Here is an 11,958-nt window from a genome sequence, read left to right as displayed (position 1 = left end):
TTTATATAGTTTATCAGTTTTGACCTATGTATGAGTGTTCGTGCAAAGGTTTCAATTTAATATATTGAAGTAATTTTTTCGTTAAGAAATGTATCTTCATACAATATGTAACGAAATTTACTTTATTTCGTAATATTGCTGATGTATAATCGCTTTCGCATTCTGACCCTACGAAAATGATTAAGATTAATGATGACAATACTTTTATTGTTGCGTAACTTATTATAATGCGTATTGTCAGTTATATTTCACTTTCTTGGAGATTTATATGAAACTTAAGCTAATTGCACTTTCAGGTTTAATGGTAGCAACCATGGGCTTAACTGCTTGTGACAAAAAAGACAAAGAAGCTGAACCAGCTACTACAGAGCAAACCACGACTACTACAGATACAGCTGTAACTACTACTCCTGCTGCTGATGCTACTACAGCTGATACTCAAGCTGCTGCTGCTGAAGCTGATACTGCTGCTAGCACCCCAGCTGCTGATGCTGCTCCAGCTGATGCTTCAACTGCTCCTGCTGACGCTTCAACTGCTCCTGCTGATGCTTCAACTGCTGCTGCTGACGCTTCAACTGCTGCTGAAGCTGCTGCTGATACAACAACTACTACTGATACAACTACTACTGAAACTAAAACAGCTCAGTAATAGTTTATTAAGTAGATCTATTGCTTAGTAATTTTATTTTATATTGATAACTTTACTTTGTAGTGGTATAAAAAAAGAGAGCCTTTGGCTCTCTTTTTTTATTGGTAAAAAAGTAGTTTCAAAATGGATAATTGCAAAGTACTGATAAATATAAAAGCTTATTGACATAGCAATTTATTAATCAAGCAGAATTAATTGAACAACTAAAGTATCGTTATTGTTATAGCGTTTCTTAATTGTCTATTACTTTTAATCAGTGACAAGCAAACGAGCTATTTTGATGAAGCTATCTAGATTTATTAACTTATATAATCTATTGCTTAATCTATCAGCTAATTAACTTATTCAATAAGGCGTAACTTTACAGATAGTTAACGATAATTATCATCTACTTGGCGACGTAGTTTTTGCCCAGCTTTAAAAGTTACAACCCTTCGGGCGGATATATTCACTTCCTCACCTGTTTTAGGGTTGCGCCCAGGCCTACTCTTTTTATCCTTTAAAATAAAATTACCAAACCCAGAAAGCTTAACGTCCCTACCTTCAACTAAATTTTCATAAATTTCTTCAAAAAATGAGTCGACTAATAGCCTACCCTGCTGTCTGGTAAACCCAAACTTATCCACCAAATGATCGATAATATCTGCTTTGGTTAATGTCTCTTTATTTTGCATAATAGTGGCTTCCATATCAACTAAAATCCATTTAAGGCCTTGGTAGACCTAAGTTAACTGTTATATAAACACCTTCTAAGCCTCCTGCCCAAAAGATGCATCTAGTTTTTACAACGCAAAAATTTATAAGCTATTTAACTATCTCTTAGCTGAGCACCATGCTGAGATTGTAGCGCTTCGATAACACGCTGCATCGACTCATTTACCCTTTCATCCGACAAAGTCTGTGTATAGTCTTGCCAAATTAATGCGAATGCAACTGAACGCATTCCCTTAGGAGTATGTTCACCTTGATACACATCGAATAACCAATGCTGCTGCAATAATTCACCACCAGCATCACGTATGGTTTTCGATAACTCTTGACGAGGAATCTCAGCTTGTACCATTAAAGCTATATCACGACGTACTTGTGGAAACTTAGATGGACTCACAATATCTTGGGTCGTTCTTGCCTCTACTAATATAGGCTCTAGGTCCAATTGTGCTACCCAAGTAGTAGGTAAATCAAGCTTTTGCGCTACACTAGGATGTAATTGTCCTAACCAACCAACTGTCTTACCATCAATCAGTAACTCGGCACTTTGACCCGGATGTAAAAATGTCATTTCGCTACGCTGATAATGAATACGCGAATCTACTAAAGTTGATGGTAATAACTGTTCAACATCATGCTTGAGATCAAAGAAGTCCATTGCACGGTTACTATGCGCTTGTTCCGGATTAATATCGCCCGTTGCCACGATAGCCAAACTAGGAGTTTGCACCAACTCATCGATGGTAGCACCAATGAAGCTTAGTCCGGTTTCAAAGAAGCGAATGCGAGGTTGCTGACGATTCAAATTATATTGCACACAAGGAATCAAGCTTGATAGCAAAGTACGGCGCATTACTGCCAAATCGGCAGATATAGGATTGGCCAGTGCCAGTACATTCCCAAGCTTAGGGTCATCCAAAACTTGTTCCATCTTTTCATCACTAAAGCTAAAACTAATCGCTTCCATATAACCGGCATCAACCATGGCTAACTTTAAGCGATAGGTTAAATCGGCTGTATCATCGTAGCGCATATCAACGCCAAGATTAGGCAAGGTGCTTGGTATATTGTCATAGCCGTAGATACGAGCAATTTCTTCTATCAAATCTTCTTTGATTTCAAGATCAAAACGATGACTAGGTGGCAAACAACTCAGTATCGTTACCCCATCTTGTTGCTGCTCTTGAACTTTAATTTCAAGTTGGGTTAATATTTCAATAATACGCCTTTTTTCGAGGTTTATCCCAATTACTTCAGAAACTTTTGTCAAAGGTAACTTCACTGCAGCTCTTTTTGGCAATTTTTGATCATTTTCTATGGCAGTAATATGTCCAGCCTTTGCCTCAGCGACACTGCTGATTATATTTACCGCACGATTTAAAGCCATCATCGGTAATTCAAAGTCAACGCCACGTTCAAAACGTTGGGAGGCATCAGTATGTAATCCAAAACGACGCGCACGGCCTGCAATGGCCAAAGGATCAAAAAATGCACTTTCTAATACGATGTTGGTGGTAGTGTCAGTAACACTAGTACGCATACCTCCCATAATTCCAGCTAACGCAACAATCCCTTCATCATCGGCGATAACTAGTTCATCGCCTTTTAAGGTTATAGCCTGCTCATTAAGCAGTTGCAGAGTCTCCCCTTCTTTAGAGATACGTACTCGAATATTGCCAACCAGTTTATCAGCATCAAAGGCATGTAAGGGCTGACCCAATTCAAATAAAACATAGTTGGTCACATCCACCAAGAAGTTATGCAAACGCTGACCACTTTGCAATAGCGCTTTTTGCATCCAGTCAGGGGTTTCAATAGCGCGATCAATATTTAAAATTGGCTGTGCCAAATATCGAGGACAGGCATCAGTTGCTTCTACGGTGACTGATTGGGTCGCTTCTACTTCACCTTGCTGCATAACAATCTTGGGCGCAGTTACTGGCAAACCATTGATAACCCCAATTTCACGAGCAATCCCGCGGACACTAAAGCAATCACCGCGGTTAGGAGTGATTGAAATGTCTAAAACTTTATTATCTAAGCCTAAATATTTACGGATATCAACACCGATAGGCGCATCTGCAGGAAGCTCTAATAAACCATCTACCACATCAGGTAAGTTGATTTCGGAGGCACCACATAACATGCCTTGTGATTCTACACCACGCAGCTTACTCTTTTTAATGTTAAAGCCTTTACCATCTTGCGTAGGTAGCTTAGCACCAATGGTAGCCACAGGTACACGCATGCCTAATGTGACATTTGGGGCGCCACAAACAATTTGTAGTGGCTCATCGGCATTAATATTCACTTGAGTCACACGTAGTTTGTCAGCATCAGGATGTTGTTCTACAGTGATTACTTCGCCTACTATCACACCACTAAAGTCGGCAGCAACAGATTCAATGTCGTCAATCTCAAGACCTGCCATTGTCAATTGATCGGCTAGGGCTTGCGTATCGTTATTAGGGTTAACCCACTCGCGTAACCATTGTTCGCTAATTTTCATAGAATTCTCAAAAGGCTGTCAAATTATTATGTCTGTTATTGGTTGCAAATATTGTTATTGGTTAAAAATATTGTTATTGGTTAAAAATATTATCCAACAAGAGCTCTATATGGCTTATCCGAACTGGCGTAAGAATCGCACATCGTTTTGGAAGAACAATCGCAAATCATCAATACCATAATAAAGCATCGCAAAACGCTCAATACCCATACCAAAAGCAAAGCCCGTATATTTATCCGAGTCAATACCACAGTTGGTCAATACCTTTGGATGCACCATGCCGCAACCCATTACCTCTAACCACTTGCCATTGTCTGCCAAGATATCTACTTCTGCTGACGGCTCAGTGAATGGAAAAAATGAAGGACGAAAACGCACTGTCAATTTCTTGCCAAAGAAAGCTTCCAAAAACTCATTGATCAAACCCTTAAGCTCAGCAAAAGTAGTATGCTCGGTGACCATTAAACCCTCTAACTGATGGAACATGGGCGAATGTGTTTGGTCTGAATCACAGCGATAGACACGGCCTGGACAGATAATGCGAATAGGTGGTTCACTCGCTTCCATAGTTCGAACCTGTACCGGACTGGTATGCGTACGCAATAAATAATGAGCATCAAAATAAAAAGTATCATGCATGGCACGTGCAGGGTGATGCGAAGGAATATTTAAAGCCTCAAAGTTATAGTAATCACTTTCAACTTCTGGACCCGTCGCCACGTTAAAGCCGGCTTGCATAAAAAACTGCTGCATACGTTGCGCTGTCATGGTCACGGGATGCAATTGACCTTTTTGTTGTCCGCGAGCAGGCAAAGTAATATCAATACGATCCGCTTCAAGCTTGGCATTAAGTGCCGCTTCTTCGAGTACCTGTTGTTGGGCATTAAGACTGTCAGTGATTTGAGTGCGTAATTGATGCAACCAGCCGCCTAAGCTTTTTTTACTATCGGCATCAAGCTTACCCATTTGCTTCGACCAACCAGTTAGAGCGCTCTTTTTACCGGTTAAATTTACTCGCATTTGCTGTAAATCTGTAGCATTAACAATTTCACCAATTACAGACTTAGCAGCTTTAGCATAGCCTTCAAAATCAGCCTCTGTTAACTCGCTTAAAACATCAGATAATTTTGGTAAGCTAGCAATCAGCTCATCTAAGCTGCGTATATTACCTGCAGAACTGTTTGACGCCGCAGGGTCTTGAATGGGCGACCCGTTCTTAGATGAAATGTGGTCAGATGATGAAACGTCAGATTGAGTCATATAAGCATTCTCAGAGTTTGTTAGCTATGGTCAGCCTGATTAATAAATTAGGCGCTAAATTGTAACAGTAGCAAGTTTTGATCTTAAGTTATGGTGAGTACATTAGTTTTTATATATTGATTATAATTTTAGCTTAAATAATTGTAAGCAAATAACATAAAAAAAGCCATCATATGCGATGGCTTCTTTTATAACACTAATAACTACTTAGGCTTAAACGATTCTAATGTGTAGAATTAAGCCAATGCAGCTTTTGCTTTTTCAGTCAAGGCAGAAAATGCAGCAGCATCATGCATAGCTATGTCAGCTAAAACGCGACGATCGATTTCGATACTTGCTTTTTTCAGACCATTGATGAAACGGCTATAGCTTAAACCATTTAAACGTGCACCAGCGTTGATACGAGCGATCCATAAACGACGGAAAGTACGTTTCTTATTACGACGGTCACGGTAAGCATATTGTCCAGCTTTAGTTACAGCTTGAACCGCTACACGATATACACGTGAACGAGCGCCATAATAGCCTTTAGCGCGCTTTAAGATTTTTTTGTGACGACGGTTTGCTTGAACACCACGTTTTACACGGGCCATAAGTTACTCCTAATAAATTTGATTTGCCTGAACTTATACTGTTAAATATTTACAAATATAAGAACTTCGAGAATTAAGTGGGTTAGATGTAAGGGCACATACGGCGAACCGCAGCTACATCAGCAACATGTACCAGTTTCGTACCACGTAATTGGCGAATACGTTTAGGAGACTTTTTGGTCAGAATGTGACGTTTGAACGCTTGCTTACGCTTGAAGCCGTTAGCAGTTTTTTTGAAGCGCTTAGCAGCACCACGTTTAGTTTTCATTTTAACTTTCATAAGAACCTCTTATTCTTTGTTGCTAGTCTATGCGATTATCTTAACTTATCTTAAAAAGATAGTTTTCTAAAAAATTGTCTTAAAAGATAACAGCTAACTTAACAGCCAAGGGAAAACCTGTTCGTCAGTGGGTTTATCATCGTTTATCGCTAGCAATCAATAACTTAAATGCTTTCTAAATTGAGGATTCCAACACTGCCTTGAGGTGGGAAGCGCGAATTATAGCATAAACTACGTCTTTAACAAACTAAAATCACATTTTGATGCATGGTTTAAAACATGTTATCTAAAATAATTTTTATGTCGTTGTTTTTTACCTTTAAAACATTTCTTATTGAAATTATATTACCTTAAGCTTTGCACTTAACGTGGTCATTCGGTCACATAAATTGTTGTCAACAACTATCATCAAGACTCCTGGCAGAAATAACTGCTGCTATTGTTTACTAAATAATGCTGAAGAAGTGATAAATCTATATACTAATAAGGTTAATAGCCTCTAAAAGTAGAGGAATACCCTTTATATAGCTTTCACATGATTAACAGAGTGACACCTTATGTCGAAACCCGATAGCATATCTATTGATACATTATCCATAGAAACCACCAATCACTTTAATCAAGTTACTACCCAAACTTGGCTGGATGATATTCGGTTTAATGATGATGGTTTAGTTCCAGCAATTGCACAAGACAAAGCCACAGGTGAAATCTTAATGATGGCTTGGATGAACCGTGACGCTTTACAGCTCACTGCTGACACTAATACCGCTGTATATTTCTCACGCTCACGGGGTAAGTTATGGCATAAAGGAGAGACTTCAGGGCACACTCAAATTGTGCATGATATCTACTTAGACTGTGACGCTGATGTGGTTGTATTAACGGTGACACAAATTGGTGGTATCGCCTGTCATACGGGTCGCAAGTCTTGCTTCTATCGTAAACTCGATGTCTCAGGTGATCGGCCAAGTTGGCAGACGGTTTCACCTGTGTTAAAAGACCCAAAAGATATTTATGGTGATCATAATAACCCTCAGAGCGGTGCTATAATAGAAGGTATTCAACTAGAAGATGCTCAACAGCAAGCGGATGCTCCTGAAATGACTGCGGCCACTGTACTAAAGCATTTAGACAGTATATTGGCGCAGCGCAAGCACGCCGATGCGGATAGCTCTTATGTGGCAAGCTTATATGCTAAAGGTATTAATAAAATTCTAGAAAAAGTAGGTGAGGAAGCGGTTGAAACCATAATCGCCGCCAAAGATTTGGCAAATCCGCCAGTGGAGTCTGATAGACAGGCCCTCTTAGATGACTTAATATATGAAATAGCAGATCTTTGGTTTCACACCGTGGTCACATTAGCGTGGTTTAATATTGGGTCTGACGTTATATTATATGAGTTGGCTAGACGTTTTGGACTTTCAGGCATTGCTGAGAAAGCGTCTAGATAGCGATATTCTCTGTGCGAATCGATTTCTACTGATATGCTAGCCCTTTATCTAGTATCAATCATCACAGTTATCGTACTGGTATTCGTTATAATATTAACATTTATTGTTTAAGGAGATCATTATGGGTAGCTTCTCATTTGTGCATTGGGCCATATTACTAGTCGTGGTTGTTTTGGTGTTTGGTACTGCTAAACTTAGAAATGCAGGAAAAGACTTGGGCGGCGCAGTAAAAGGTTTTAAAGATGCTGTGAAGGATGAAGACAAGACTCAAGCAAACAAACATCGTGTCTTAAACCATGAAGACGCTAACCCTGAGGTCAAAGTTGATGACATTAAGGTGTCAGATACTGGTCTTCATAAAGTGCCTGCTGATCATGTCACTGGCGATAAAGTACCTGTTGATAAATAAATAGCAGACTATAATTATCACAATAAAATAATAGCAAAACTTAATAGCCGTTACCCCTCGCTAGGTCATAGTCCTAACTTTGTTAGGTCATTTGATGTCTGCTTGGCTGACTTATTTGACTTACTATCTAACTTACTGGTTGTTATCGCAAAACATTCTAGTTACTAATTTATGTAGACGATTATGTTTGATATTGGATTCTCCGAACTGCTTTTATTTGGTGTCATAGCTCTGGTGGTATTGGGTCCAGAAAAGTTACCTCATGCTGCCCGTACGGCAGGAAAATGGTATTCAAAATTCCGACGTACGATCAGCACCCTACAAAGTGAGATTGAAGCGGAACTTGATTTAGCAGAGACACGTCAAAAGTTGCAAGAAGAGCTTGCTAAGATCAAACAAACTGAAGCTGAAATGAAGCGCGAAATGGCTGAGCTTAGAGGCAGCATGAAAGAGTTTGAATCTGCTCACAATAACAGCATGCAGTCTGCTCCCTCATCTGTAAGTGATACGACTTCTATAAGTGAAACGCCTTCAATAAAGGTTGATAAACCTGATTTAGATGTTTCAGTCAATAATTCGAATAATGAATCTTCGACATCCACAGTGGATAACATCCAAGTACTTTCTACACGGCCATGGGAAAACATGTGGTTTTTGTTAAGTGATTACGATAAAGCGCGTCGACTCCCTTCTGCTCCATTTTTGCCTAATTATCATGCTGATCCTTTGCTTAATGCGTCTGCGTCTATTATAAATAATTATCCAGCCAACGATATTGACTCCCTAAATACTGAATCTCTAAATACTGACTCTCTAAATACTACTCATCTAGATACTGCTCATCTAGGTAGTGCTCATCTAGGTACTGCTCATCAAGGTACTGTGCCCCTAACTAAACCAATAGCTACAATAGACATTGATAATAAGTCTAAATCTTTACAGAGTAGCGGCTCAGCCTCAAGCGATGACCATAGTGAACATCCATCAGCCAATAAACTTAACGATGTTACACTGCACAGCGACATTGAGAAGGATATTCAGTTGCAAAAGTTAGAGACGCTGCAAGCGGCTGGTAATGAGGTGGGACGATGACAGACGCTAACAAAATGCCTGAAAACGAATCAAACCCTGATTTACCTACCCCTAATGATGTGAATGAAACGCCTAACTATTTGGATGAGCTTGGGGATATGCCCATCACAGAGCATCTTATTGAATTAAGATCTCATCTCATCAGAATCTTTATAGCCGTATTGGTAATATTCCTAGCGTTGGTTGGGATGTCACGCAAATTGTATGACGCCTTATCTGAACCTTTGGTCGCTCAATTACCCCCTAACGCGACCATGATTGCTACTGATATTACCTCAAATTTCATGGCACCTTTACGCTTAACGTTATTCGTCGCCGCATTTGTAGCCATGCCTTATATCTTGTATCAAGTCTGGTCATTCGTAGCGCCTGGTCTATATAAGAAAGAAAAAAAGATTGCCATACCTATTTTAATATCGTCAATCTTTTTATTTTATACCGGTATTGCATTTGCCTACTTTATCGTTTTAAACGGGGTACTTAGGTTCTTTATCTCTTTTGCTCCTGATAATGTATTGCCCATGACAGATATTGCCAGTTATTTAAGCTTTGTTATGAAGTTATTTTTGGTATTTGGACTCACCTTTGAGATACCTGTGGTCACTCTAATACTGATCCTAACGGGTATCGTATCCGTTGATACCTTAACTAAACAACGTAAGTACATTATTGTTGGCTGCTTCGGTGTATCGGCTATTGTCACTCCGCCCGATGGTATCTCAATGCTAATGTTAGCTATTCCTATGTGGCTACTCTTTGAGTTGGGTTTATTATTGGCAAGAGTATTAATCAAAGACAAAGTGAGTCAGGATTTGGTAGAGACTTAAACAGATCTTTGTAAATGAATGGGAAACTTGCTTGCGAGCGACACTTTCGAATGATGAACTTACACTCCTTAAAACCTTAAATCTAAGTCAGTATAATTTGATACACTTAACTGCGATTTACATCTCTTGCTATTAAAATTTGTGCGATATCATAACTGCCATTGTTCTATAGCTTTTAATCTATAGAGTATCAATGGCTTTTTTAGCGGTCAGCTTTTGTGCTAGTTCAGCTTTTGTACTAATAGTTGTCCTTTGAGTTGCTCTGTCTTTTGTTTCATCTTTTACTCTGTTTGTTTTTTAATCTGTTGCTCCGTTTATTGTTGCAACTATTGTTCTAATCATTGTTCTTTTTATTGTTCTACCCCAGTCAATTAGGTACTATCTATGTCTATGCCCCTTTATATGAGTGACCCAACCGATGAGCAGTTGGCAGCATTAAATATGGCCATGGATGCAAAGTCTTTCAAAGTCGTGGCCTATGCAGGGGCAGGTAAAACCACCACATTAAAACTTATCGCGGAGCGTCTGCGCGGACGCGGCTTGTATTTGGCCTTTAACAAAGGTATTGCTAATGAGGCGAAACAAAAATTCCCTGGTCATGTTGATTGCCGTACTTTTCACTCGCTAGCCTACCGTCATGTGCCACGAGACATTACTGCAAAATTATCCCTACCTCGTTTTGCCCCTAAGCGTTTGGGAGATGATTTAGGTCTGCGTACGGTTCAAGTGCGACGTCAAATGGAAGGCAAAACCACCTATGTTAATCTTACCCCAGCGCGTCAAGCCCGTTTTGTAAGTGATGCTGTCAGTAACTTTTGTAGCACACATGCCAGCTACCCTGCACCACGTCATTTAATTTTCCCGAGCTGGATATCTGCTTCAGATGAAGAACAGCTGCGTGAGATGCTATATCCTGCAGTAGAGAAGCGTTGGTTACAGTCTATAGATGCCAGACATCCCGCCGGCATTGGTCACGATATTTATCTAAAGTTATGGGCACTTTCAAAGCCCGTAATTCCTGCTGAATTTATTTTATTTGATGAGGCTCAGGATGCTGACCCTCTAATGATGGGCATCTTAACCCAGCAATCGAGGCAGGTCATCTATGTTGGTGATGCACACCAGCAAATTTATGAGTGGCGTGGTGCTGTTAATGCCATGAAAAAATTGCCTTTACCGCAAACCTTACTTACCCAGTCTTTTCGCTTCGGTGAAGACATTGCCGATGTCGCCAATTTATTCTTAAAAGCATTACAAGAAGAAGTGCCGCTAAGAGGCAACCCCAGTAAAACTTCTAGCATTGATAAGATAACCATGCATGGAAAAAAAGATGCCATCTTATGCCGCACCAACGCTGCAGCCATGGCGCAACTATTGGCAGGATTAAAAAATGGGCACAAAGTAGCGTTACAAGCAGATGCTGATAGAATGCTTAAGTTCTGTTCAGCTGCAGAGAGTTTGCAGGCAGGTAAGCCCGCTTATGGCGTTCCCGAATTGGCTTATTTCTATAACTGGGGCGATGTACAAGACTATTCAGAGACCAACGAAGGTAGTGACCTTAAGACTTTAGTCAAGCTGGTTGATGATCACGGTACTGATGTTTTGTCGCAAGCGGTAAATAGCTTGACTGATGTGCGAGATGCAGACTATGTTATCTCTACCGCTCATAAAGCCAAAGGACTTGAGTGGAACCGAGTTCAATTAGATGACGACTTTTATTATGACGTTACGACACATGGAATAAAAATTAGCCCTGAAGAGCTACGCTTGCTTTATGTGGCTTGCACCCGTGCCAAAGACAACTTAGATATCAATAGCCTTAAAGATTTAATCTCAGGCTTTAACACGGGCAAAAAAGTAATTTATGGGACTTAGCAAATAAACAAGCAAGCAAATAAAACAAGCAAACGGACTAAACAAACAGACTAAGCGCTCATATATAACTCATTATGAATGATGATATATTATTAATACTAAATAAATTTTTACTATAATTTTTTACAATAATGTTAATAGCACTAGCAGATACTATTTATTGAGCAGACTCTCTTGGACATATTCTATTTCGTAGAGGGTCTTGTGCAAATTATGCCAATTCGCTAAATCTAATCAGACTATCTATTAGGGCGTGTTGAACATTCATAATTTCAGCCAAATGTAAGCACAAGCCAAAG

The 11,958-nt window shown here is 39.6% G+C and carries 11 protein-coding genes; 6 read left to right on the top strand and 5 right to left on the bottom strand.

Annotation, left to right across the window (positions count from 1 at the left end; all coding sequences use genetic code 11):
* Window positions 1-268: 268 nt before the first annotated feature.
* Window positions 269-649 carry a hypothetical protein gene (locus QZ265_RS06840; RefSeq protein WP_296404684.1) on the top strand — a complete coding sequence of 127 codons (381 nt, stop codon included), beginning with the start codon at window positions 269-271 and terminating at the stop codon, window positions 647-649.
* Between the two features lie 371 nt (window positions 650-1,020).
* Here the strand turns inward: QZ265_RS06840 and QZ265_RS06835 are convergent, their stop codons facing one another.
* The 5 genes from QZ265_RS06835 to rpmI form a co-directional block, all read right to left on the bottom strand.
* Complete coding sequence (locus QZ265_RS06835; protein ID WP_296404682.1) at window positions 1,021-1,338, bottom strand: integration host factor subunit alpha; 318 nt, start codon at window positions 1,336-1,338, stop codon at window positions 1,021-1,023.
* A 119-nt stretch (window positions 1,339-1,457) separates the two neighbouring features.
* Window positions 1,458-3,869 carry a phenylalanine--tRNA ligase subunit beta gene (gene pheT / locus QZ265_RS06830; protein WP_296404680.1) on the bottom strand — a complete coding sequence of 804 codons (2,412 nt, stop codon included), beginning with the start codon at window positions 3,867-3,869 and terminating at the stop codon, window positions 1,458-1,460.
* Between the two features lie 114 nt (window positions 3,870-3,983).
* Window positions 3,984-5,129, bottom strand: a complete 1,146-nt coding sequence (pheS, locus tag QZ265_RS06825) for a phenylalanine--tRNA ligase subunit alpha (protein WP_296404678.1) — start codon at window positions 5,127-5,129, stop codon at window positions 3,984-3,986.
* 236 nt (window positions 5,130-5,365) lie between these two features.
* Complete coding sequence (rplT, locus tag QZ265_RS06820) at window positions 5,366-5,722, bottom strand: 50S ribosomal protein L20 (RefSeq protein ID WP_296404676.1); 357 nt, start codon at window positions 5,720-5,722, stop codon at window positions 5,366-5,368.
* A gap of 82 nt (window positions 5,723-5,804) precedes the next feature.
* Window positions 5,805-6,002: a 50S ribosomal protein L35 gene (rpmI, locus tag QZ265_RS06815; RefSeq protein WP_011961529.1), complete on the bottom strand. Its 198-nt coding sequence runs from the start codon at window positions 6,000-6,002 to the stop codon at window positions 5,805-5,807.
* 557 nt (window positions 6,003-6,559) lie between these two features.
* Here rpmI and hisIE point away from each other — a divergent pair.
* From hisIE to QZ265_RS06790, 5 genes are all read left to right on the top strand, one after another.
* The gene (hisIE, locus tag QZ265_RS06810; RefSeq protein WP_296404672.1) at window positions 6,560-7,456 is read left to right on the top strand and encodes a bifunctional phosphoribosyl-AMP cyclohydrolase/phosphoribosyl-ATP diphosphatase HisIE; all 897 of its coding nucleotides are present in this window, start codon (window positions 6,560-6,562) and stop codon (window positions 7,454-7,456) included.
* 121 nt (window positions 7,457-7,577) lie between these two features.
* Window positions 7,578-7,865 (top strand): Sec-independent protein translocase subunit TatA, encoded by a 288-nt coding sequence (gene tatA, locus QZ265_RS06805; RefSeq protein ID WP_296404670.1) that lies wholly within the window; start codon window positions 7,578-7,580, stop codon window positions 7,863-7,865.
* Window positions 7,866-8,048: 183 nt separating this feature from the next.
* Window positions 8,049-8,957: a Sec-independent protein translocase protein TatB gene (gene tatB, locus QZ265_RS10945; RefSeq protein ID WP_366513669.1), complete on the top strand. Its 909-nt coding sequence runs from the start codon at window positions 8,049-8,051 to the stop codon at window positions 8,955-8,957.
* Between the two features lie 98 nt (window positions 8,958-9,055).
* Entirely contained in the window at window positions 9,056-9,784 is a 729-nt protein-coding gene (gene tatC / locus QZ265_RS06795) for a twin-arginine translocase subunit TatC (protein WP_296404686.1), read from the top strand.
* A gap of 384 nt (window positions 9,785-10,168) precedes the next feature.
* The gene (locus QZ265_RS06790) at window positions 10,169-11,659 is read left to right on the top strand and encodes a UvrD-helicase domain-containing protein (RefSeq protein ID WP_296404668.1); all 1,491 of its coding nucleotides are present in this window, start codon (window positions 10,169-10,171) and stop codon (window positions 11,657-11,659) included.
* Window positions 11,660-11,958 lie beyond the last annotated feature (299 nt).

This window comes from Psychrobacter sp., from assembly GCF_018260395.1.
Classification (GTDB): Bacteria; Pseudomonadota; Gammaproteobacteria; order Pseudomonadales; family Moraxellaceae; genus Psychrobacter.
The sequence above is the reverse complement of the archived record's forward strand: the minus strand, read 5'-3'. Positions and strand labels throughout refer to the sequence as shown.

Bases quoted from the DNA above. Each gene is read 5' to 3' on its own strand.
- QZ265_RS06840 (WP_296404684.1), top strand. From the start codon at position 269: ATGAAACTTAAGCTAATTGCACTTTCAGGTTTAATGGTAGCAACCATG.
- QZ265_RS06790 (WP_296404668.1), top strand. From the start codon at position 10,169: ATGTCTATGCCCCTTTATATGAGTGACCCAACCGATGAGCAGTTGGCA.
- tatC (WP_296404686.1), top strand. From the start codon at position 9,056: ATGCCCATCACAGAGCATCTTATTGAATTAAGATCTCATCTCATCAGA.
- hisIE (WP_296404672.1), top strand. From the start codon at position 6,560: ATGTCGAAACCCGATAGCATATCTATTGATACATTATCCATAGAAACC.
- pheT (WP_296404680.1), bottom strand. From the start codon at position 3,869: ATGAAAATTAGCGAACAATGGTTACGCGAGTGGGTTAACCCTAATAAC.
- tatA (WP_296404670.1), top strand. From the start codon at position 7,578: ATGGGTAGCTTCTCATTTGTGCATTGGGCCATATTACTAGTCGTGGTT.
- pheS (WP_296404678.1), bottom strand. From the start codon at position 5,129: ATGACTCAATCTGACGTTTCATCATCTGACCACATTTCATCTAAGAAC.
- QZ265_RS06835 (WP_296404682.1), bottom strand. From the start codon at position 1,338: ATGGAAGCCACTATTATGCAAAATAAAGAGACATTAACCAAAGCAGAT.
- rplT (WP_296404676.1), bottom strand. From the start codon at position 5,722: ATGGCCCGTGTAAAACGTGGTGTTCAAGCAAACCGTCGTCACAAAAAA.
- tatB (WP_366513669.1), top strand. From the start codon at position 8,049: ATGTTTGATATTGGATTCTCCGAACTGCTTTTATTTGGTGTCATAGCT.
- rpmI (WP_011961529.1), bottom strand. From the start codon at position 6,002: ATGAAAGTTAAAATGAAAACTAAACGTGGTGCTGCTAAGCGCTTCAAA.